At 38.5% G+C, this 23,595-nt stretch carries 24 protein-coding genes and 1 pseudogene; 4 read left to right on the top strand and 21 right to left on the bottom strand.

Going from position 1 to position 23,595, the window contains the following annotated elements; translation table 11 throughout:
* Positions 1-7 precede the first annotated feature (7 nt).
* Positions 8-988, bottom strand: coding sequence for a phosphate acetyltransferase (gene pta / locus IGJ39_RS10550; RefSeq protein WP_010734762.1), 981 nt, complete (start codon positions 986-988; stop codon positions 8-10).
* Between the two features lie 155 nt (positions 989-1,143).
* Positions 1,144-1,824, bottom strand: coding sequence for a uracil-DNA glycosylase (locus tag IGJ39_RS10555; protein ID WP_023520109.1), 681 nt, complete (start codon positions 1,822-1,824; stop codon positions 1,144-1,146).
* 123 nt (positions 1,825-1,947) lie between these two features.
* Here IGJ39_RS10555 and IGJ39_RS10560 point away from each other — a divergent pair, with 123 nt between their 5' ends.
* Positions 1,948-2,817, top strand: a complete 870-nt coding sequence (locus IGJ39_RS10560) for a Cof-type HAD-IIB family hydrolase (RefSeq protein ID WP_438764644.1) — start codon at positions 1,948-1,950, stop codon at positions 2,815-2,817.
* 26 nt (positions 2,818-2,843) lie between these two features.
* Entirely contained in the window at positions 2,844-3,359 is a 516-nt protein-coding gene (locus tag IGJ39_RS10565; RefSeq protein WP_010734759.1) for an LURP-one-related/scramblase family protein, read from the top strand.
* A gap of 175 nt (positions 3,360-3,534) precedes the next feature.
* Here the strand turns inward: IGJ39_RS10565 and IGJ39_RS10570 are convergent, their stop codons facing one another.
* From IGJ39_RS10570 to gloA2, 5 genes are all read right to left on the bottom strand, one after another.
* Entirely contained in the window at positions 3,535-5,280 is a 1,746-nt protein-coding gene (locus tag IGJ39_RS10570) for a hypothetical protein (protein ID WP_438764646.1), read from the bottom strand.
* Positions 5,281-5,565: 285 nt separating this feature from the next.
* Entirely contained in the window at positions 5,566-6,132 is a 567-nt protein-coding gene (locus IGJ39_RS10575; RefSeq protein ID WP_023520112.1) for a GNAT family N-acetyltransferase, read from the bottom strand.
* Between the two features lie 53 nt (positions 6,133-6,185).
* Positions 6,186-6,365, bottom strand: coding sequence for a hypothetical protein (locus IGJ39_RS10580; RefSeq protein ID WP_010734755.1), 180 nt, complete (start codon positions 6,363-6,365; stop codon positions 6,186-6,188).
* An 80-nt stretch (positions 6,366-6,445) separates the two neighbouring features.
* The gene (locus tag IGJ39_RS10585; protein WP_010734754.1) at positions 6,446-6,955 is read right to left on the bottom strand and encodes a hypothetical protein; all 510 of its coding nucleotides are present in this window, start codon (positions 6,953-6,955) and stop codon (positions 6,446-6,448) included.
* Between the two features lie 91 nt (positions 6,956-7,046).
* The gene (gene gloA2 / locus IGJ39_RS10590) at positions 7,047-7,427 is read right to left on the bottom strand and encodes an SMU1112c/YaeR family gloxylase I-like metalloprotein (protein WP_010734753.1); all 381 of its coding nucleotides are present in this window, start codon (positions 7,425-7,427) and stop codon (positions 7,047-7,049) included.
* Between the two features lie 277 nt (positions 7,428-7,704).
* Here gloA2 and pnuC point away from each other — a divergent pair, with 277 nt between their 5' ends.
* Positions 7,705-8,451: a nicotinamide riboside transporter PnuC gene (gene pnuC, locus IGJ39_RS10595; protein WP_010734751.1), complete on the top strand. Its 747-nt coding sequence runs from the start codon at positions 7,705-7,707 to the stop codon at positions 8,449-8,451.
* A 148-nt stretch (positions 8,452-8,599) separates the two neighbouring features.
* On the opposite strand, the gene IGJ39_RS10600 is transcribed toward pnuC, so the two are convergent.
* From IGJ39_RS10600 to IGJ39_RS10625, 6 genes are all read right to left on the bottom strand, one after another.
* Entirely contained in the window at positions 8,600-9,865 is a 1,266-nt protein-coding gene (locus tag IGJ39_RS10600; RefSeq protein ID WP_438764648.1) for a hypothetical protein, read from the bottom strand.
* A 165-nt stretch (positions 9,866-10,030) separates the two neighbouring features.
* On the bottom strand, positions 10,031-10,675 hold the full coding sequence (gene pcp, locus IGJ39_RS10605; protein ID WP_438764650.1) for a pyroglutamyl-peptidase I: 645 nt from the start codon (positions 10,673-10,675) through the stop codon (positions 10,031-10,033).
* A 248-nt stretch (positions 10,676-10,923) separates the two neighbouring features.
* On the bottom strand, positions 10,924-11,868 hold the full coding sequence (locus IGJ39_RS10610; RefSeq protein ID WP_066026426.1) for a DUF979 domain-containing protein: 945 nt from the start codon (positions 11,866-11,868) through the stop codon (positions 10,924-10,926).
* A 10-nt stretch (positions 11,869-11,878) separates the two neighbouring features.
* On the bottom strand, positions 11,879-12,565 hold the full coding sequence (locus tag IGJ39_RS10615; protein WP_023520114.1) for a DUF969 domain-containing protein: 687 nt from the start codon (positions 12,563-12,565) through the stop codon (positions 11,879-11,881).
* A gap of 413 nt (positions 12,566-12,978) precedes the next feature.
* Positions 12,979-13,770, bottom strand: coding sequence for a TraX family protein (locus IGJ39_RS10620; protein WP_062804833.1), 792 nt, complete (start codon positions 13,768-13,770; stop codon positions 12,979-12,981).
* Between the two features lie 344 nt (positions 13,771-14,114).
* Positions 14,115-15,539: a basic amino acid/polyamine antiporter gene (locus IGJ39_RS10625; RefSeq protein ID WP_195339375.1), complete on the bottom strand. Its 1,425-nt coding sequence runs from the start codon at positions 15,537-15,539 to the stop codon at positions 14,115-14,117.
* A 208-nt stretch (positions 15,540-15,747) separates the two neighbouring features.
* Here IGJ39_RS10625 and nrdI point away from each other — a divergent pair, with 208 nt between their 5' ends.
* Positions 15,748-16,197, top strand: coding sequence for a class Ib ribonucleoside-diphosphate reductase assembly flavoprotein NrdI (gene nrdI, locus IGJ39_RS10630; protein ID WP_010734744.1), 450 nt, complete (start codon positions 15,748-15,750; stop codon positions 16,195-16,197).
* A gap of 36 nt (positions 16,198-16,233) precedes the next feature.
* Here nrdI and IGJ39_RS10635 read toward each other — a convergent pair whose 3' ends face one another.
* From IGJ39_RS10635 to IGJ39_RS10670, 8 genes and pseudogenes are all read right to left on the bottom strand, one after another.
* Positions 16,234-18,207, bottom strand: a complete 1,974-nt coding sequence (locus IGJ39_RS10635; RefSeq protein ID WP_195339374.1) for a glucose PTS transporter subunit IIA — start codon at positions 18,205-18,207, stop codon at positions 16,234-16,236.
* A gap of 13 nt (positions 18,208-18,220) precedes the next feature.
* Positions 18,221-19,114: an N-acetylmuramic acid 6-phosphate etherase gene (murQ, locus tag IGJ39_RS10640; RefSeq protein ID WP_104776693.1), complete on the bottom strand. Its 894-nt coding sequence runs from the start codon at positions 19,112-19,114 to the stop codon at positions 18,221-18,223.
* A complete protein-coding gene (locus IGJ39_RS10645) occupies positions 19,111-20,178 on the bottom strand; it encodes a DUF871 domain-containing protein (RefSeq protein ID WP_438764653.1) in 1,068 nt (355 codons plus the stop codon). Before IGJ39_RS10645 ends, murQ begins: the two co-directional genes overlap by 4 nt.
* Before the next feature lie 270 nt (positions 20,179-20,448).
* Complete coding sequence (locus IGJ39_RS10650) at positions 20,449-20,721, bottom strand: hypothetical protein (RefSeq protein WP_010734740.1); 273 nt, start codon at positions 20,719-20,721, stop codon at positions 20,449-20,451.
* Between the two features lie 19 nt (positions 20,722-20,740).
* Positions 20,741-21,046: a hypothetical protein gene (locus IGJ39_RS10655; RefSeq protein WP_065096410.1), complete on the bottom strand. Its 306-nt coding sequence runs from the start codon at positions 21,044-21,046 to the stop codon at positions 20,741-20,743.
* Positions 21,047-21,062: 16 nt separating this feature from the next.
* Positions 21,063-22,421, bottom strand: coding sequence for a lipase family protein (locus IGJ39_RS10660; protein WP_438764655.1), 1,359 nt, complete (start codon positions 22,419-22,421; stop codon positions 21,063-21,065).
* A 4-nt stretch (positions 22,422-22,425) separates the two neighbouring features.
* Positions 22,426-22,944, bottom strand: coding sequence for a hypothetical protein (locus IGJ39_RS10665; protein WP_438764657.1), 519 nt, complete (start codon positions 22,942-22,944; stop codon positions 22,426-22,428).
* A 167-nt stretch (positions 22,945-23,111) separates the two neighbouring features.
* Positions 23,112-23,594, bottom strand: a pseudogene (locus IGJ39_RS10670) (lipase family protein); the annotation flags it as partial.
* Position 23,595 lies beyond the last annotated feature (1 nt).

A 23,595-nucleotide genomic window follows, 5' to 3' on the forward strand; every position in this document is an offset into this window, starting at 1 on the left:
TGTTCGATTAATCTAATAATGTTTGTGCACCTGTAATGATTGCTAATTTGTAGACATCTTCTTCATTAGCACCACGAGAAAGGTCACTTACTGGTTTGTTCAATCCTTGTAAGATTGGTCCGATTGCTTCAAAGTTACCAAAACGTTGAGCGATCTTGTAGCCAATGTTTCCTGATTGTAATTCAGGGAAGACAAAGACTGTTGCTTGACCTGCCACTTTAGAATCAGGGGCTTTTAATTGTGCGACTGCTGGAACGTAAGAAGCATCAAATTGTAATTCTCCATCGATCGTATATTGAGGCGCTAATTCTTTCGCGATTCTTGTTGCTTCAACCACTTTATCTACTTCAGGAGCTGCTGCAGAACCTTTTGTTGAAAAGCTCATCAATGCGATTTTTGGATCGATATCGAATAGTTCAGCTGTTTTTGCTGATTCCACAGCAATTTCAGCTAATTCTTGTGCGTTTGGATTCACGTTGATCGCACAGTCAGAAAAGACATATTTTTCTTGATCTCTACCGCGAACCATGATCATAGCACCACTTGTACGACTTACACCTGGTTTTGTTTTGATGATTTGTAGTGCTGGACGTACTGTATCTCCGGTTGAATGGATCGCTCCAGAAACCATACCATCAGCAATGCCCATATATGTAAGCATTGTTCCAAAGTAATTGACATCTTTTAAGATTTTTTCTGCTTGTTCTTTTGTTGCTTTTCCATTACGGCGTTCAACAAAAGCTTCGACCATTTCATCCCATTTTTCATAATCATTTGGATTGATGATCGTGAAGTTAGATGTTTGGATACCACGTGCATTTGCTGCTGCTTCAATTTCTTCTTTGCTGCCGATCAAAATCGGTTCAACTAATTCTTCTGCTTTTAAACGTGCTGCTGCTCCTAAAATTCTTGCATCCGTTGCTTCTGGAAACACGATTTTGATGCCGCGACGTACAATTTTAAATCTTAAACTATCAAACAATTCCACAAGATGACCCCCAGTTATTTTTATTAACTACCATGATACACTATTATCAAAAAAAAGAACAGTTTTAAATTTCTGTATCAGTCAAATAATGGATAATAATTAAGTTTTTCACATAATCCGGAAAAACTGCATTATAACAGGAAAGCGCTGTATCATTACACTGTTTTAGGCAGTTGCCAATCAATCGGTGTTTCACCCAGAGCAAGCAACGCATCATTCGTTTTTGAAAATGGTTTTGAACCAAAAAAGCCACGATGCGCCGATAATGGGCTTGGATGTGGGGCTGTTATTATAATGTGTCGACTTTTATCGATCATTTTCATTTTTTCTTGTGCAGGTTTCCCCCAAAGAATAAATACGATCGGTTTGTCTCGTTCATTCAGCTTTTCAATGATCGCATCCGTCAATTGTTCCCAGCCTTTTCCGCGATGAGAATAAGCTTGCCCTTCTCTGACAGTTAGTACAGTATTCAACAGCAGCACACCTTGTTTGGCCCAAGTCACTAAATTCCCATGAGAAACTGGTTCGATCCCTAAGTCATTCTTCAATTCCTTGTAGATATTGACCAGAGACGGTGGTGTTTTTACTCCTGGTTGTACGGAAAAAGAAAGACCATGCGCTTGATTTACTCCATGATAAGGGTCTTGTCCTAGAATCACGACTTTGACTTCTTCATAGGGAGTCAGCTCTAACGCTTCATAAACATGATACATATCCGGATGGATTTTTTGAGTTGCGTACTCATTTTTTAAAAATATTCTCAACTGCTGATAGTAATCTTTTTCAAATTCATCAGCTAATACTTCTTGCCAACTATTGTGGATGATTTTCTTCAAATTTCCCACCTCCTATTTTCCAGAATAACTCACAAATTATTTGTTAACAAGTCAAAATCTTCCATCTTATCTCGCATTAGTATGTTAAACTAGGAGGGAGAAAAGGAAAGGAACGGTAATCACATGATCAAATTAATTGCCTCTGATATGGACGGCACTTTACTCGATGCACATATGAGTATCTCAACAGAAAATACTGAAGTAATCCGCATGGCAAATGAGCTGGGTATTGAATTTATGGTCGCTACTGGACGTAACGCACAAGAAGCACGAGCAGCCTTAGATGAAGCAGGAATCGATTGTGCGATGATCACTTTGAATGGCGCGCAAGTTTTTGACAGATCCGGTAAGTCGCTTTTTACAGTACCAATTCCAAGTCCCCAAGCTATGACAGTCATGGATATTTTAGATGCAAATGGTATTTATTACGAGGTAGCGACAAACCAAGGATTGTATTCGGAAAGCCAACCAAAAAGAATCGAAAGCTTTGCTTCTTCCATTGCGACCCATATGCCCCATTTGACATACAAAATGGCGATCGCCATGGCTTCAGCTAATCTTGAACTCTTACACATCACTTATGTTGACAGCATTCGCGAATTACTACTTGATGATAAACTTGAAGTCCTAAAAATCATCTGTTTCCATACTGAAGGTCCACGTATTTTAGGCCCTGTAGGGAAAGAAATCAGTAATTTAGGCGAACTGGCAGTGACCTCTTCTGGTCAAAATAATCTTGAAGTCAACCATAAAAATGCTCAAAAAGGAATCGCAGTTGCTCATGTCGCTCATGAACGAGGGATTACTTTAGATGAAGTCATGACGATCGGTGATAATTTCAATGATGTCAGCATGTTGCAAACCGCCGGCGTTAGTTTCGCTATGGGAAATGCAGAGATCGAAGTCAAAGATTACGCTAAATACTTAACAGACACGAACCTTGAATCGGGTGTTGGCAAAGCCATCTTACGCGCAATCAACGAAAATCTATAGTTGTTTGAAGAAAGTGGGGAACAAATATGTCAGAATTTTTCATTCAGGAAAAACAGCTGAGTCGTGCGACCCGGACAATCGTCAAAGACGAAAAAGGCAAATCACTTTTTTTGATGGTCGGCCGCTGGGGAACGAAAGGAGATGCTTTATCTCTTTATGCCATGAATGGAGATCTAGTCGCTCATATCAAACAAATCAGTCTGACATTTGGGACACGCTTTGAACTTTACAAAGATTTCGAAAAAGTCGGTACGATGCAAAAGATTTTCAATTGGCCAGGAGATTTTTATTATATTCGCCGATTACATTGGACTGTTCAAGGAGATATCTATAACCATCGTTATCAGATCCAGCATTTCAATGAACCAATCATGGAAATGGACAAAGCAACCCTCTTTACCGGTGATTATTATGTCCTTGATATCCCTTGTGAAGAAAATGCGCCTATCTGTATCTGTATCGCTGCTGTCCTTGATTACTGGCTCTATCGAAAAAACAAAGACAAAGAAACACCTCTTTCTTATCGCTTTGATGTCAACTAAAAACAAGGTTGTGACAGAAGTGTCCAACTCCGAGAAATAAGCCAGAAAACTCCGAAAATTGTCTTTCAAATTTTTGGAGTTTTTCTGGCTTATTTTTAAAGGAGTTACTTCTGGAACACCGTTTATTCAGGTTTAAAAGGATCAGACAATCGATGTCACAGCTTCGTTTTTTCTTTTACACCTGTTTTCTTCTATAGAAAAGAAGTGTCACTACATAGATAAGCACTGCACCTACCATGATCCACAAATTATTTCTTTCCCCATTTGTTTGAGGGAAAAGCTGTTGATTTTGTGATTGTACATTCTTAGTCGAAGGATCATCATTATTGGTATTTGATTCAACAGCTAGCGCTACTTTATTTTCACGTCTATCGTTCATTTGCATCGTGTCTATTCCATCGCTTTCAACTGTTCCTTCTCCACTGATAACAGGCTCGTCAGACTCGTTTGTTGATGAAACACTACTAGCACTACTTGTTGTGGTATTGGTTGTGGTACTTGTATCTGATTGCTTTCCATTTTTACCTGGATAGGTACTGCTTTCGCTCGTACTTGGCTCTGTACTGCTTTCGCTCGTACTTGGCTCTGTACTGCTTTCGCTCGTACTTGGTTCTGTACTGCTTTCGCTCGTACTTGGTTCTGTACTGCTTTCACTCGTACTTGGTTCTGTACTGCTTTCACTCGTACTTGGTTCTGTACTGCTTTCACTCGTACTTGGTTCTGTACTGCTTTCACTCGTACTTGGTTCTGTACTGCTTTCACTCGTACTTGGTTCTGTACTGCTTTCACTCGTACTTGGTTCTGTACTGCTTTCACTCGTACTTGGTTCTGTACTGCTTTCACTCGTACTTGGTTCTGTACTGCTTTCACTCGTACTTGGTTCTGTACTGCTACTTGTTGTATCTGTCGTGTCATCATGCGTATTTGGTACAGCAAAAATTTCATTTGGGTCCCAACGATTTGTTGTGGCATTCAAGATCACATTTTTTCCTATGATCGTTCCATCTTGACTTTGATTGACTGTAATATCCGCACAAGGTGCAATAATCGTTCCTTGGAAAGGCGCATTGATTTCTAATTTTTCTGTTAGATTACCAAAATTCCAAGAAATATTGGCATCAGAGAAATCTTCTGTTTGATGATTGGAACGTTTATTATATTGGATCTGGGATTGTACCGAAAAATTAGTGGGTGCATCTACAACATTGATTATAAGCACTTTTTCCTGAGGATTGTTGATTTGTAAAGGGGTGTTCTTTGCCAGAACAGAAGCAGCAACATTGATGACATAGGGCTGATCCCCAACCAGATCTGTACAGTCAATCACACGATTATTCATATCAGGGAAATCATCTGGCGTATATGTTTTTAATGGATCTAACGACATCAACATATTTGATGTCAGCATTAAATTTTCAAACTCTTTGTTGAAATCAATATATTGAGCATCTTCTCGATCTTGATAGAACTCATCCACTGATAAATGATCCAATCTTGTTCCATTGACAACTATTTTATCGTTTTCCGTCGTGATCACATTGTTTGATCCCACAATAAATTTATTCGATCGTTTAACAGAAGCCGCAGTTTCTGTTGAGCTAATGATTGTCTCAACGGATTGTGCATAATTGATCTCTTTATTTAAATCCCCTGTACTGATCGATGTCCCGAAGTTATTCGTTGCTGATAGGACACCCGTTGCTACATTCCCCTCTGTATGTGCATTGATGGTCGTTTTTTCTTTTGCGAACACATGGAACTGAGAAGCAATCCCTAATACCCCATAATCACCAGTCAAATCATCATAAACACTTCCTGGATCTTGTGGAATAAATGTCTCAGCAATTACTTGGATTGGAAAAAATAAATGGAGAAGCAAAACAGACATTAGGGAAAGATTCACAACTTTATTTTTGAACATTTTTTCATCTCTTTTCGTCAATATATGAAATTTTATAACATAAAAACATTCGTAATTATATTCCTAAAAATCGATAAAATACATATTTCTCTGAAATTATATAGAAAAATTACATTAATTTCATACATTCTTCATTTAACATAACGCATAGTATTTATGTTCTTTCACAATTATTTTTGAATTATGTGATATTCCTCACTTTTTTATTAATAAAAAAAGACACACCTTTTCAGGTATGCCTGCATTTTGTTAATCTGGTAAGCTTGATTGAGCAATAAAAACTCACTAGACGATTTTCTTTTGCATATGATCATACAGATGTCCACTGATCGTTCGTTCCCCGATTACTTTGAACCCATGGCGCTCGTACAATTTTCTAGCTTGCGGGTTTTGCTTATCGCAACTTAGTCCAATGACATCGCGGTTTTGTTTTTTGACGATTGGTGGCAATGCTTCTAACAAAGAGGAACCGATTCCTTGTCCTCTAAATTCTTCTGAAACACAGATAGAATCTAAATACCATTCATCAGGGAATGTTTCTCTATCCGTAAACATTTTTACTTGCTCATAAATGCCATGCTTTTGTAAGATTTTTTCTAACGGCTGGTCGATGATTGGTTCTTCTTCGTCTGTATAACCATAAACGATTCCTGCTACCTTGCCTTCTCGCTCATCAACGATCCCTCTTGTATAGCTGTAACGATAGTCTGGGTCTGTAATGGCTTCTTCCAAGACTTCTAATGTTTTTTCTTCACCGTACTTTAAAAGAAACGGTAAGTCCATATCTTTCAATATAACTAAAATAAGCGGAGCGATAGCTGCCGCATCTTCTTTTTTTGCATTACGAATCATTTCTGACACTCCTTTTTTTCATTTTACCATAATGAAATCTCAGAGCAAAACAGCTAATTCAAATAATCTTCAATTTTTTGTGTCACGAAATAACCATTCGAAACGATTGTTTTTGCTTCAAAACGACAGTAGGGGCAAACAATCGGCATCTCTTTTTTTACGTGTTCAACGATATGATTTACTTCTTCATAAGTGAATTTTTTTCCACAGTTTGGACAAACCATCTTTTGCATGATTCCCTCAATCCCTTCTTTGTTTTACACTTTTAGATTACTCTTATCTATAAAAAAAGAGAAGTGAAACCACTTCTCTTTCAAGCACTGATCAATACATCTTCTAAATGATTCGTTCCATCAACGGCTACAGAATAATACAATTGACCACTTTTTGTCGTGATTTCCCAACTTTTTGCTTTTCCGTGATGTTTTCCGACTTTATGGACTGCTTCTTTCATTGCTGCCTGTGGATGTTTCACTTGATGGATCGTTTTCAAGTGAAAGAATTGCCCTGGTTCGTTTCGGCTTTCATCAACAACCATCGTCTTTCCTGAGATTGGGTTCACTGTGATCACTCGATTGGGAGTATAAAAAATATATTCATACATCTTTTTATTACTTTGTTCTTCGTCTAATTGGTTGAACTGGATACGACTGACTTTCTCTTCATGGTACTCATCTCGCAAAATAGACACTGCCTTTTGCAATGAGATTTGATATTCTTGGTCACTGATGTCATCAAAAGAAAAGTTTGCATCCAATAGTCCTAACGAAGCCGCTAAGCTAACAATGATAGCAATCGATGCTGCAATGATTATTTTTTTCATTCCACTCTCTCCCCGTTTTTTTCTAGAATAACAAGAAATAGGAAAGAAAAAAATCGAATGAACGGAAGAAAAAGTGACAAATTTGTTACCTTTATTCGTGTAACTCCAACGGCAATCCGTCCGGATCAAAAAAGAAAGTCATTTTTTCGCCTGTAAAGGTATCGATACGGACTGGTTCAGTTTCAATCCCCAATCCTTGTAGTTCCGCGACTGTTTCTTCGATATGTTCCACTTTGAATGCTAAGTGCCTCAAACCACAAGCTTCTGGGTAGCTCGGTCTTTTAGGTGCGTCTTTGATGCCGAAAATCTCAAGCTCCATATCTCCTAGTTTTAAGTCTAGCTTATAATCGCCACGGTCTTCTCGATAATTTTCACGAATAACTTCAAAACCTAGCAAATCAACATAAAAAGCACGTGACTTTTGGTAATCCGACACAATGATCGCAACATGGTGAACGGTTGTTAAATTCATTCTCACACTTCCAATCTTTTTGTTTCCTTTATCTTATCAATACTTTTAGACATAGCATAGATTTTTCTCCCGCTGCACAAAAAAAGAGAGACCACATCAAATGGCCTCCTACTTTTCATCGTTTGAAAGTAAATGTTTCTCAGAAAACAATCAAATCGAATAATAACATATATTTTTTTAAAATGAAAGACTAGAAATAAATTTTAAAAGGAATACAATAATTTGTGTCTCTAAAATAAACAAGCACTATATATTGTGTTCCAAGGAGTTTTTTATTATGAGTAATTATTTCAGATTTTTGATTCATCAATTGAAAGGTTGGCCTCAACAAAATTATTATCTATTCTATTTTAGCCTAGGTTGCCAAGTCATGACACTTGTGAATCAGCCAATCACTTGGTTGTCGATCATTACCTTCATCGGGACAAATCTAGGGGTGTTATGTATTTTATCAATCAATGCCGCTAAATCAGTCAACGGTATTCTAGGAATTCTCTCTGCTATTTGTTTTATCGTCGTTGGCTTTTCTGCCAAAAACTATTTAAGTATCGGCGAACAAATTGCTTATATGGTCACATTGGATATCCCAGTTTTATTAAGTAAAGAATGGAATCATAATATGGCTTCCAAAATTCGAGAATTTAGTGGAAAAAGTTGGTTGATTGCATTAACCGGGACTGTGTTCGTTTACTTGATTTCAGGTTATTTGATTGGTACGTATACAGACGACCCTCGTCCTTGGATCGATGCCATTGCTTTTTCGATCAGTCTTTCTGCCGGAATCATTAGCTTCCTTCGCTACAACAATCAGTATTATTGGTGGCTTGCTTCTGGTCTTGCACAAATGGTCTTATGGTATGTTTCCTATACCCATGGGTCTGCTAGTTTAGCTATGTTTATCAATAGCTCTGTTTACTTGATCAATGACTTATTAGCCTTTACTGTCTCTCCTTGGTACAACAAAAAAGAAAGAGCGCGCATGCAGCGCATGGAAGCAGAATATTTTTCGCACCATGTTTCTTGATGGAAAACAATAAATAAACTTGTACTAGAAATTGGTTTGTTTTTCAAACCTCTTACTAAAGCGAGAAAGTCACCCAAAATAGGATGGGACTTTTCTCGCTTATTTCTAGGTATCGTCATACCAAGATTCTCTCAGCGGTTCGAGTCAACTAAATCAAATCCTTGAGCAACATTCTAATGTCTTCATCCATCGTTTGTATCACTGATTCCATTTCTTGGAACTTTTTTAATGCAAGCTGTTGTTCTGAAGTAAATACATAGTCTGCTTGTTCATATTCTTGGATCAAAGAGGCGACTGATTGTTTTTTGATTTTCTTTGCAAGTTCTTGCCATTCAATTTCTGTCACAGTTTTTGTTGTAGCTTGCTGTTTTTCTTCGCGTTCTTTGCGTAAAATCTTTAGAAAACCATTTCTCATCACCCGAGGGATACTATCGAAAAAACCAGTTGTAAATCCATAACGCTGATATTGTTGCCAAACAAAATAATAAATTTGCGGTTGGATAAAACGCTGTTCTTTTGCTGATCGATCGACGTCTACAGCTTCATTCTTCGATCCTTCTCGCAGATTAGCGATAAACTCTGCAAAAAAAGCGACAGATGGTTGGCTTGTCTCAGCCATTGAAACAGATGACCAATCTTTTCGAAGGAATAGTTGATAATTAGTCAAGAACGCTTCAACCTCTTTAGTCAGATCTTCTGAAAAATCCTCAAATAATGATTTTTTTTCAAGGATTTTTTTCGGCTTTTCTTTTGCCTGATAGCTCACTTGTTGGATGTACTTTTCCATTGCTTGATAGTCTGCCAGATAAATCGGTAACTGGGCATGACGAAATTCAGTGAGTCGTTTAGTCAGCTTTTTATCTGGTAAAATCGGTTGTTTCAGCCGGCGATTATGATACAACATTAGACAATATTCTTGCCAGAGTCGTTCAGGAAAGGCAATATTTTGTTGTTTCAGCCAGAGGATCTCATCCAGCGCTAGATCCACTTTAGTCATTCCCTGATTGATCGACGCTGCAACTGTTGGACTAATGTGCAAGTGTTCTGCAAAATGATTGATGCCTAGTTTTAATTCCTTGCCCGTTTTAGGGGAACGAACGATATATTGGACTTTCAGTTCACGGCCACATTCACAATAAAGTTTCTGTTGCCTACGTGATGTGCGATAAAATGGATTGATCTTAAAGTCAGAAAAAATCCAATCCGTTGCTGCTAAATAGTTTTCTTCCAAAAACTGTGAGTGGATCAAATATCGACGATGTTGATCCATGACAATTCGTTGTTGTTTCGTCAATCGTTCATAGATTTCCCATCGTTGGCTACTTGTATATTGTTTGGAGATTTTTATTGGGTAGTGTTGCTTGATTTCTTTTGGGAACCATTCGTCAAAAATTGCTTGCCAACTTTCATTCATACCTTTCACCTGCCTTTCTAAATTAAGAGAGTAAAAATAAATATGTTCAAAGAGCAACAAAAAAGCCGAAAATAATGTGAGCTATTTTCGGCTTTTCGCTTTTTTCATACGTGAAGCTGAGGTTGTGACAGTAGTGTCTTGCACTTGCTTCGCTTCAGCTATCTATCAGTGAGTTGTTCCTGCGTTACCTGAAATATCTTCTTTGTTGTTGACTGCTGCTTCTACCGCATAAGTCAATGAAGCCGCAATATCATCAAGTGACATTGCCGGTGTCCCTACAGGGCGATCGATGACTTGATCTGGTGAGAATGGCACATGGATAAAGCCTCCACGAATTGTTGGGAACTCTGTTTCGATCAAGTGTAACAATCGATACATGATGTCGTTGCAAACAAACGTACCAGCTGTATAAGAAATATAGGCTGGTAATCCATGTTCTTGGACATTTTTTGTCATTGCTTTGATTGGTAATGAAGTAAAGTAAGCAGCTGGGCCGTCTGCTTCTAACGGCGTATCAAATGGCTGGTTACCTTCATTATCTGCAATACGTGCTTCAGCTAGATTGATTGCTACACGTTCAAAAGAAATCGCTGAACGTCCACCTGCTTGACCAACACAAATCACGATTTCAGGTTGATGCTCTTGGATTGCTTCTTTTACGACTTGACCACTTTTACCAAAAACAGTGGGAACTTCTAATTTGATGATTTCTGCACCGGCAATCTCAGACGACATTTTTTTGACTGCTTCATAGGCAGGATTTACTTTATCTCCACCAAATGGATCAAAACCAGTTACGAGTACTTTCATTTTTCATTCCTCCATTATTCTATAAAATGATGCGTTCAATTCATCCTTCAAAGATTTATCTAAACATTAAAATTTGATTGTTTCTCACTCGTGTATTTAGTACTTTCAGTGAGTCATTCCTATTCGAAGGACTCAGTGTCTATCTATTTTAACAAAAAATAGTCAATAATGAAATGTTAGCTGTTCAGAAAAAGAATCAATCTTCTCCATATTTTATGGAAATCATTGATTCTTTTTCGCTCAAGATACTATTTAAATAAAATCATATAGACGATTTGGAAAACCAGCATGAATACAGCAACAAATAATTGATTCTTGATCACGCCGTATTTATCTTTCATTTCTAACATCGCCACTGGTACTACGTTGAAGTTAGCAGCCATCGGTGTCAACAACGTTCCACAGAAACCGCATGTCAACGCGACCATACCGATCAATGCTGGATTAGCCCCTTGACTAAAGACAAAAGGCGCACCGATTCCGACTGTCATGACGGTGATTGCCGCAAAAGCATTCCCCATGATCACTGTAAATAGAACCATTCCTAGCGCATAGATGATGATACCAATATTGACATTTCCTTCTGGAACGATCGTACCGACTGCACTGGAAATCACGGTACCAACACCTGCACTCGTGAAGACCGCACCCAATGAAGCTAAGAGCATCGGTAACATACTTAAAGGACCGACTGTCCCTAACATGTCTGAAGCATCATCCAAGAAAGTCGTTGGGCGATTATCTCTTGAAAAGAACATCAAGATCAACATCGCTACAAATACCCCCACACCAACACCGACTAAAGCACCTAAATCAGTGAATAGTGCGAATAAAATGGCAAAGATCCCGATACTCAATGCGGGAATAAAGATTTTCATGCCTAACTTGTCTGACATCTTTTCCATATATTCTTTTGATGGCAAACGACTTGCACCTTTACTCACTCTTTTTGTGATTGCTGGGATCGTCATCGCGAAAATCAATACCCCATTGGCAATTGGCGATATCCAACGACCAGCAGCAATCACGACTCCTAAAACTGTCCAGAAAAAGGCAGAACCAAATCGATGAGGGTTACTTTTATCAAAAGCATTACGAAGGCCCGTATAGATCAAGACTAGTCCCATCAAAATATATAAGATTTCCAATAATTTTTCACTTAATAATATTTCAGAATTTGTAAAAAAGTTCAAAAAATCCATCTTATTTCTCCTTTCCTGAATAGTATTTCTTCGCTAATTTCTTTTCTTTTAGATAAAAATAGACACTCGCCACGACTAGAGCTGTGATTGCGACTGGTATTTGCACCAGGGCCAACTGACCAAGAGTTACCTCGTAGCCTAAGTCTTTTAATGTGGATTGTACTAATAAAGCACCGGCCCCACCGATAAATAATACTTGACCAAAGAACCAACAAATATTTTCCATCGCTGAAGACATTCCTTTTAATTCCTCTTCATGTTCGGGATTGACGGTTAATCCTTTTGATTCAACGGTACCTAACGCCATTGGCATGATGATTGGACGTACAAAGCCGGCCACCCCACCAAAGCTGACATTGAAAGCTGCAAAGATCATTCGGAAAACACCATAAATATCGATGATCATTCCAGCGGATACCTTCTTGAAACGTTTGATCAACGTTGCAGCAGATTCCTTCAGACCATTGCGTTCTAACGTACCAGTTGCTAACATAATGATAATAAAAATTGCCATTCCTCGGTTATTCACAAAACTTGTACCTAAAGTTTCCAGCATACCTTCAAGTCCTAATCCACCAGTAAATGCGGTCACGACTAACGCAACCATAACGATCAAGATCGAATCTAACTTGAAAGCAAAACCAAGAATAACAATCAGTACGCCTAACAGGCTAAGATAATTTTCCATCTGTTTTCCTCCTAAAAATTACATGATATTTTTTCATTATAAAATAAAATTGATTGAAAATATAGAGAATTCTTACAAAAAAAATAATATATTTTAAAAATTCTGTCAATTCCATAACAACAAATGACTTGAAGTCTTATTTATACTGCCGATTTTCTTGAACTACATAACATTTCTTTACATCTAACTAAGGGATCAAAAACTGTAATGTTTGAAACAACTCATAAAAACAAATGAGACGTTTCTGAGACATTAGTCCTCTCTCCCCTAAAACCGAATAAACGACAAGAACAGAAGTAACCTCTTCGAAAAAACAAGACGCCATCCACAAGAATTTGAAGAACAATTTTTGTGGATGGTGCCTTATTTCTTGAGGCTGAACACTTCTGTCCAGACCTCGCCTCATTTGTTTCTTAATGAATAAAAGAAAAAATCAAATAAATGATCCATAGATGTAACGGATAAAACAAGTAAAAAAAGTATTTGTCGAATGCGCGTCCGGTTCCACCTAGTTTTCCATTATAAAGAATGATAAATGGGATAACGGTGACCATCATAAATTCATTATCAAACGTTAAAAATTGATACAATGATTGATAATCAGGCATTTGTGTATAGGATAAAATTGCTAGACAAAATAAGATCAGCGTATACACAAAAATACCTAGAACCAATTTCCCTCGTTCTTTTTTCTCGCGGAAGAAATACATCAGCAACAACATTGGAACTAAATACAGACCACCTTCTGAAAAAGCAATCGTGATCATGACCAATAAAAGTGCTACTGCGACGAGCATTCCTTTTCTCCAAAGTGTTTTTCCTTTTATTATAGAAAGAAGCCACATCAAGCAAAACAGCAAAAATAATGTCAAAAAGATATTATGTGGACCTAAAAATAAATAATAGTTTGGCTGATGATTATATTCACTGATGTAATTTCCTGTTAATAAATGATAGATGATATTTCCAATCGCTACTACGAATGCAGCTATTCCTAATCGTTTCGCATACTGATATTTACTATGCGTATACTTGAAACCTTCAACTAATAAAAATACAAATAATGGCGCAACAAAACGTCCCAACCACGAGACCCAACTTGGTAACCCTAATTGCATCCCGAAATAACTGTTGATATGATCAACGACCATAAAAACAATTGCTATCCATTTCAATTGATAGCTCGTCAACCCTTTCACTCTCATATATTCCCTCCATTTTTTTATGCCTCAAGGAATAAGTATAGCCAATCACTACCTATTTCGACCATCTTTCTCTCAACCTTTTCTCTTACAAAATTGTTTGTTTGGATCATCATTAAAACAATATCTGCCTCAATGTGTCAAAATGTGACAACGTAACCATTCCTCTTCACTGAAATGAAACGAACAATCGCGGAAAAACGTTGTGAGAAAGTCACGTATCGTTTTTACTAAACAATCAGAGAATAGGCAGCATGAAAAAACACCTAAGAAATGACCTGAATCGGGTCGATCTCTTAGATGCTTTTTGAGTGATACAAAAGAATGGGTTTCAACTTTTGTGCGTTTTATAAATGCAATACTCCAGTTGCAAATAATGCCAATGCCACTACTCCAAAAATCGAGACTAACGAAAGCAATAAATAATCAAGTTTTGTCTGTGGAACAGCTTGCTGTTTTTCTTTTCTTGCTTTGAGATAAAATAAGATACCTGGTAAAAATAATACAAGAACGAGCATCACTTCATTGAAAGCGACAAATAGCATTGCCCAAATTTGAAAAGCACTTGCTAATGAGCCAACCAAGAATTGGACCCATTCTTTTCTTTGATAAGATAGTTTCATTTGATACAATCCTAAGAATAACCACGTAAAGAAGATCGCTGCTGTTCCGAGGGTATAAGCAAAGTTATAGGCACTATCTGTAAACAGTAGCGAAAGCAAAAAGACATTTGTACATAAAGTCGTTAATACGATCGCATATGTCGGTGCGCCCTTTTTATTGACTTTTCCCCAACGCGCTGGCAATAAGCCGTCATCCGCCATATTGCGCATCGTTTCAATGGGTAAAATCGTCCAAGATAACCATACACCGACCAGGGAAATGATCAGTCCACCATTGATCACGACAGCTCCCCATTTACCAACCATCATCTCAAACACATAGCCCATTGCTGGTTGCGTTTGGATTGTTTGGAGTTCTTCCATCGTCATCGTACCGTAAGGCAACATCGAAACTAAAACATAGATCACGATCAATCCAAAAATTCCTAAAATCGTGGCTTTTCCGACATCTGATTTTTTCTTCGCTCGTGAACCCACCACAGATGCACCTTCAATTCCAACAAATACCCAAAGCATCACCATGATACAACTTAGGATTTGACTTGAGAAAGGAATCGGCTGTCCATTGGCATTCAAGATGATATCACTTGAAAAATTATTGATGAATTGTTGCAATGAGAACGTGCTGATAGCAACAATGATAAATAAAAATAGCGGAACTAATTTACAAATTGTCACGATTGCATTGACGTAACTGGCATTTTCGACTCCTCGATTGACGAGCCAAGCATATCCCCACAAAAATATAGTACTGACGATGACCGAGGCGACATTTTGCCCCCCATCGAATACTGGAAAGAAATAGCCCAACGCACTCATCAATAGCGTAGCAAATGCCACGTTTCCTAACCAGCAGGTCAGCCAATAGCCCCACCCACTGACGAATCCCGAAAATCGACCAAAGCCAGCTTCGGCATAGCTAAAAATACCACCTTCTAATTCTGGACGTTTCTTATTGATATTATTGATTGACAAAGAGAGCATCATCATGGACGTCCCAACTAATACCCAGCTGAACAATGCTGGGCCACCAGCCGATCCTGAGATGTCGGTCATAATACCGAAAACGCCACCTCCAATCGCTGACCCAATCACTAAGGCCGCTAGTGGGATCAATCCAATACCTTTTTTCTGTTGCTCTGTGTCCATGTACGCATCCTCCAAAATAAACCGCTTTTATGCAAAGTATAGCAAAACTTCGTTTCATTTATTTTTTTCTAAAAAATTCTAATTGAAATTTAATTGTAACTATTTTTTTCTAATTATACAAGGAAAGCGACCGCTTCTCTTCCTCTTCTTATCTACCCAAAAAACAAAAAAATGCTATACTGGATAAGAATGATTGGAGGACGATATCATGAATATCTTATATATCTCAATTTCTGGTAACACCCGAGGATTCGTCAAAAAATTAGCAGCATTTGCTGTGGAACAACATGAAAAAGATGCTTCACTTCCCTTAGTCCACCTGAAAGAGATCCATGAAAATAGCGACTTTGAAAAAGAAACTAAACCTTTCTTTGTGTTTGTGCCAACCTATCTAGAAGGAGGCAATGGCATTGACAGTGGTGACCAAGAGATTTTGACAGAAACCATGCGAGAATACTTGGAATATCAAGAAAATCATGCGCTTTGTCTTGGTGTTGTCGGTAGCGGAAATAAAAATTTTAACTATCAATATTGTTTGACAGCGAAACAATATGCTGAACAATTCGGCTTTCCTATGATAGAAGATTATGAATTACGCGGTACACCAATAGATGTTGAAAGAATCTACCATGCCTTAGTTCAACGATATAGAGCTTAATAAAAAGCGCAAAATCCTTTGATTTTGCGCTTTTTATTATTTTACACTTTTCACATCCATCACAGGTGTTTTTGCTGTTACTTCACCTGTATGTGTTAAAACAAACGTTAGGACATGTTCCATATTTGTCAGGAGAACCATCATAGCGGTTTCTTTTCCTGCCTCTTTGATCGCAGCTAGATCCACGTCCGCTATCATCGTATCTTTTGTGACAGCTTGTCCTTCACTCACTTTTATATCAAATGGCGTTCCACCTAGTTCCACAGTATTGACTCCCATATGGATCAATAGCTCTAACCCATCAGCTGTTGTTAATCCGATGGCATGTTTCGTTGGGAAAATAGAGCTGATGATCCCAGAAGTTGGCGCATAGATATGACCATTCGTTGGTTCAACAAAATACCCTTCTCCCATCATCTTTTGAGCAAATACAGGATCACTCGCTTGTTCGATTGATTGTACTGTGCCATCTGCTACTGCATATAATTGAACAGCTTGTGTTTGATTTGTTGAACCGGTACTTGGTGCTGTCTGAACAGGTGCCTCTTCTGCTAATTCTTCTTTCGCTAATTGTTCTTTAGGAATCCCGAAAAAGAAAGTAGCTAAGAATCCGCCCGCATAAGCAGCTAACAATCCAAGGACGTAGCCAAACCATTTACCATCTGAAATCAAAGGAATCAACGCTGCGCCAGAAGGCCCAATAGCAATGGCACCAATATTCCCGATCAAACCGATCACCGCACCACCGATACCGCCTCCAATACAAGCAGTGATGAATGGACGGCCTAAAGGCAATGTTACACCGTAGATCAATGGTTCACCGATTCCTAAAATCCCTACAGGTAACGCACCTTTGATCATCTCAGTCAATTCTTTGTCTTTCTTACAACGAACCCATAAAGCAAGAGCAGCACCAACTTGTCCAGCTCCTGCCATTGCTAAAATAGGCAATAATAATGTACGTCCTGTTTCATCGATCATTTGTACGTGGATTGGGGTCAATATTTGATGCAGACCAAACATGACCATTGGTAAGAACAATGTACCTAATACAAATCCTGAGAAAGCACCACCCACACTAAGTACCCAATTGATCCCTCCTACCATACCATCTGAGATAAAACCAGCTAATGGCATAATCAAGAAAATCTCGATCAGCCCGATGACAATCAATGAAAGTGTTGGTGTCACAATGATGTCTACTGCATCAGGAACGATTTTGTGTAATTTCTTTTCAACGATCGAAAGCAACCAGACCGCAAAAATCACTCCGATGATCCCACCTTGTCCGGCAGCAAGTGGCGTTCCAGTAAACAGGTTCGTCAAAGGAGCTTCTGGATTCATCCCTGTCAACATGACAACCGCACCGATTACTCCACCAAGTGTTGGCGTTGCGCCAAATACTTGAGCGGCATTGATCCCAGTATAGATGACAAGATAACTAAACATCCCATTTTTAAGAATGTTCATGATGTCGATGTACTGTTGCCATGATGCACCATCGATGGTTCCGGCTGTCACAAGGTTTGTCAATACTGCGGCAATCCCTGCAACGATCCCTGTACCAACAAAAGCTGGAATCATTGGGACAAATATATTCGAGATATCTTTTAAAATAGATTTGATTTTTGACGGTTTTTGTTTTGATTTTTGTACGTTCTTCATCTCTTGGGCACGTTCGTTGACCTTGTCTTTCCCTGATAAACCAGTTGTAACATTAGGGTTTCCAGGAATTTTTTCACCTAGTTTGACTCCTGCTTGGTCAACCATTTCTTGTGCGACTTTGTTTACTTTCCCTGGTCCGATGATGACTTGTAACTGTTCGTCCTCAACTACCCCTAACACGCCCGGTATCGCTTTCAATTTCGCTACGTCGACCAACGATTCATCAATGACCTTCATCCGAACCCGTGTCATGCAATGGACAACGCTGTCTACGTTACCCATGCCACCAGCCCCAGCATAAATTTGTTTTGCCAGCTCTGTCAAAGTCAATTCATTTTTTGCCATTTCCTTTTCCCCCTTACAACGTTCGTTTTACAAAGCCGTCTGCCTCAGCTAGTTTTCTTTTTGCTGTCTCTTTGTCACTATTCGTCAATAACATAACGATCGCTAGTTTAACATTTTGTTCCGCTTCATAAAAGTATTTTTCTGCTGTTTCATAATCCACTTCTGTTGCTTCCATGATGATTCGCTTTGAACGTTCGACTAATTTGTCATTTGTTGGCTTGACATCGACCATTAGATTATTGAATACTTTTCCGATACCGATCATACTGATTGTAGAAATCATATTTAAAATCAATTTCTGTGCAGTTCCAGATTTTAAACGTGTCGAACCTGTTAAAAATTCTGGTCCCGCATCTACCTCAATAGGAAAATCAGCATGTTGACTGATTTCAGCTTCTTTATTACAAGAAATCGTTGCCGTCTTTGCGCCGATTGAACGAGCATAGTCTAAGCCACCAATCACATAAGGCGTGCGACCGCTAGCCGCGATACCTACGACCAAATCATTTTCCGTCAAGTTCAACTGGATCAAATCTTCTCTCCCTAACTCAAGTGAATCCTCTGCACCTTCAACTGCGACAGTCATAGCCGCTTCACCACCTGCAATCAAACCAATGACCATTTCAGGCTCTACACCAAATGTAGGAACACACTCGGCTGCATCCAGTACACCCAATCGTCCACTTGTGCCAGCGCCCATGTAGATCAAGCGTCCATTTTTTTTGAAAGAAACAATCGCGGCTTCAATCACTGGTTCAATACTTGGTAGTTCTTTTGCGACAGCTGCCGCCACTTCATGATCTTCTTGATTCATCAAGCGAGCGGCTTCAGAAACACTCATCTCATCCAAACCAAATGTCTTTTGATTTCTACGTTCCGTTGTTAATTTATCTAAATCGATCGTCATTTCTCAATTCCTTCTTTACATTTAAATTTATAAATCATTCCTGCATGGATTTGTTGGATCAATGGCAAATCAGCCGAGATCACTCGTGCCACACAATTGACTTTTTCATCTGCTGGTAAATCTTCTTTCATTAGTTGGATTTCACCCATATAGCGAAGATACGCTTCATTATCTAACGTGACCGTACCTGTTTTCCGTTCATCTGTTAATCGAGCAGGAATAGGAGGGATTTCTCTAAATCGTGCATCTGCACTACGTACCACAGCTTTAGCTTCATCTTGTCGATTCGTATGTGTACCTAAAATGATTGGACCAAATGTTGGGTCCAACAATGTCACATGCAATAAGATACCACCTGTTTCTTTATAATACGAGAATTGTTCCTGCGTGGTCAGCGATAGCCCACCGTCACCAATATAGATCAGATCCGTTCCACATGAAGCTAAGTCTAGCGCTGCTGCCAAAGGATGTTGGTAACGATGTTCTTCCAATGTTGGAAGTCCTTTGTATAAAGGCCCTCTCAACACTTCATCTCCTGGTACAAATCCTTGAATCGTAAATCCTTGTTCTGCTAACCATTGATTTTTTCTTTGGTACCACGATTTGTCTAACCCTGTTTCTGGGCGCGGATAATAATTGTGCCAAGCTTCCATCTGAGTAAAATCAGCACCTGCTTCTTTTAATTCTTGCACATCTTGTTCAGTGATCGTGCTTGCATTCAAACTGATTTTCAATTGATGAGACCACTTCGCAATCTGTTGGTTCGACAGGTGATAATCCATCCGCAGACCTGTCACACCAATCTCTTTTAATGGCTCAAGATTTTCTAAGGAGAACCCTGCCAACTCTAATGCCTTACCAGATATATCTACCATCAACTCTAATCCGGTTGTTTTTGCTTCTTGGCCAAGTTCCGTCAAACGCCTTTTATAAGCTGAAGGATCATCTTCTGGAATATGCATGGATGTAAAGATACCAATAAATCCCTTCTCTGCCATTTCATGGATATACGTTTTCGTTTCTTCAGACAACTCTTGATTCATAAATACAGAAAAACCAAACATGTACTCTCCCCCCTTACCATGTATCCGCATTCATTTATAAATTGATTATACTTCGTATGAAATAATTTTTCAACATAAATATAAAATATATTAAATTTCATTTCTTGATAGTGTAAAAAAAACGAATCAATGAATTCATCTAAGCAACTAATCCAAAAAAACCAAAAATAGTCCAACCTATTTTCGGCTTTTATAGATTATTCAGTTGATTAGTTCTGACAGAATCCTTTAATCAATTTATGTAAGAATAAGTTTTTTGTGTTTCTTTGACTAACCTTTGTCTAAGGCTTTTTCTTGTTCGTCTAAAGCTAGCGACACTTTGTTGCCAAATTGCCCTTTGAGGGTCTCCTTCAATCCTGTACCTGCTGAAGAAATCGTGCGTTTTGCTCTATTTGTCTCATTCTTCCCAGATTGATTTGTCGTTCTTATTTTCAATCCCTTCTCACTTTTCAGCGCGATTCCAAGTGAACGAGTTAAGCATTTCTCCATATCTTTCTGATATTTCTCCCACCATTGATCAATTGTTTCAATCATTTCAAACATCTCAAAACCTCCATTCTTTTTAATCCAATTGTGCCAGTTTCTTACGATAGACCTGCTCGTTATCTTCTAGGTCAAGCTGGATTTTCTTTCGTTGATGGCGCAATTCCGTCGACAGATCCTCTTCTAAACGAGAAATCATGATACGTCCATAGTCAAAGGCCTCTTGTGGTTCAGAAAAAGAGCGCAAAATCAATCGGAGATCTTTGTAAGTTGCTTCCGCTAGCTCATGGACTTTTCTTTCTGTTGCAATCATTGCTTCTTCTTGCTCTGATAACCCTCGTTTCGTTGCTTGATATGTTTCATAAAGCTGTATTTCCTGACTCAATTTTCCTCTCCTCCTTTTATACCCCAAACAATTGATTCGCTAATTCTTTGTCACGTGCCACCATTTCATTGATTTTTCGGGTGATTTCATCGGCGAGCGTTTGAAACTGTTCCGACATCTGATCGATCTGGCGGATCTTATCTCTAAATTCCTGTGTTGGCTCATCGACAATCTCCCATTTTGTACAATTAACTTCGGCTAATGTTTCAATTACCTCGTTGTACGTCAAATGTGGCGTATAATTGCGTATTCTTCCCAACCAGTCATTCCATAACTCTTCCAACTCCGTAATCCCGTTTTGGTAAATCACGCGAACATTGCCCATCGCCTCATCAAATTTACTTGCTGCGGTCCGTACGACAGCTAACGCTTGGCTATCCTCTAAATAAATTTTTTCTGACCGAGAAAGTCCGCCACCACTTGCAGTCAGCTTCTGCTGTAACTCTTTTAAGGTCAAGAATTCTTTGATTTGAACCTTGAGCCACTCATTTTCTTCTTTCAAACGCTTGATTTCATCTAGGGTATGTTCGCCACTGACTGCTAGTAGTTTGATCATTGCTTCGTTTTCCAAAAGTGTTTGTTGCCACAAAGTTGGGGCTAACAAGATCCCCCCATTGCCATCGACGTATACGATGATCTGTCCATGCTTATCGATATAATTTCCCTCTTCATCTGTTCTGAATTGATCCAGCGAATGGCCAAATGTTTCCCAGCCCGAATTATCGATTCCAAAACTATTGATTGGAAGCATCCCTTTCCCACCAGTGAAAAGCCCACTCGTGACGACATCCGAAGTGTCGTAGATATTGATCAGGGTACCGGGATGATTATCAAATAATGCTTGTGCAAGCCCTGGTCCTGCCGCGCCGTACGTCACACTGTCATAACCATTGATCGCTGCGACAAAAAGTGCTTTAGCGCCACCTAACGAGTGTCCTGTCGTTGAGATCGTATAGCCATCTGATTTGGGATACTGCTTTTCAATTTCACGGGCATAGTTCAAGGCAGAAGCAAATGCACCATTTGAGTGTTTATTACTTCGACCAATTTCCTCAAGGTTAGTATGCCAATCTTTGAGCGAAGTCGTGCCAGCATAGGCAATCGTCAGGTTTTTGGTGATGACGGAGTCGGGGAAGCCATTGACTTTCTTTAGCTCTTCGGTATCAAATGTCTTATACCGATCCTTAAGTTCAGCTACAACCATTGCCTGTGTACTGTTTTTCTTTGGTTTAGATTCATTACCTATTTTATCTTTGTTGGTATCTAGGGTATTTATAACAATATAGTTTTTATTTCTTTTTATCCTATCACCTACGACTAGATTACCATTTTCAACTTGATATACTTCATCTGAGAATCTTCTATTTTGATCCATTGAATTATATCCCTCCATTGTAAAATACAATCTTTATTTCGCTTAGTTGATTACGATTGGGATATTCTAGCTCTTCTAAATAGTATTTATTACCGGGTTTACTTTTATCTGAATCGATATCATAAATCCATTTATCAGTTTCAGCAGATTTGACACCTAATGTAGCAATTTGCTTATTTGAATCATTTATCAAAAAATGCACTTTTAAAAAATTCATTGGACTTACTGTATATCCAGTAAATTCTATTTTCTCAATATCTGTATACTCTCTGATACTCAACATTCTTTCTAAGTATTCTTCGGTTGTTATTCCTCCTTCTTTTTGGTATTCCTCTACGATTTCCTCTTGTTTCTTAGGATCTCTCTTGTAGAGCCGATAATTGTTATACATATAATTCGCCAAATCTTTCTGTATTTCCAGCAATTCTTGAAGATCTTCTTCCCTTTTATCCATATGCATTTTTCCTCCGATTCCTCCTAAAATAATTACCACTAATACACCTAACCAAAATCGTTTCTTCATACATCCTCCTTTCAGACTTCTTTTAGTTTTATATATGATCAGAATAAGCTCTTTACTTACTCTGGAATTTTTTATATAAGATATAACTCTTTTTATAGTTATGTATGGCCACGATAAAAAATTAATTATTTCAGTAGATACTTTGTCATTGTCTTTGATTGCTGCGGCAAGAAGTGTACTTTAGCTCCACCTAACGAGTGTCCTGTCGTTGAGATCGTATAGCCATCTGATTTGGGATACTGCTTTTCAATTTCACGGGCATAGTTCAAGGCAGAAGCAAATGCACCATTTGAGTGTTTATTGCTCTCCCAGATCTCCACGAGGTTTGTATGCCAATCTTTGAGCGAATTCGTGCCAGCATAGGCAATCGTCAGGTTTTTGGTGATGACGGAGTCGGGGAAGCCAGGTACTTTTCTTAATTCATTATCACTAAGTTTTTTGAATTCATCTTTAATTTCTGCTACTACCATTGCCTGCGTACTATTTTTCTTTGGCTTAGATTCATTGCCGATTTTGTCTTTATTGGTATCTATGGTATCTATGGTATTTATAACTAAATAATCTTGTTTTTCTCCAATTTTAGTGTTCAGTTCAATTTCTCCATGCTCAACTTTATAAACCTCATTGGAAAAATCTCTATTTTGATCCATA

Origin of the sequence: Enterococcus sp. AZ140, from assembly GCF_051714405.1 — a bacterium.
Classification (GTDB): domain Bacteria; phylum Bacillota; class Bacilli; order Lactobacillales; family Enterococcaceae; genus Enterococcus_B; species Enterococcus_B pernyi.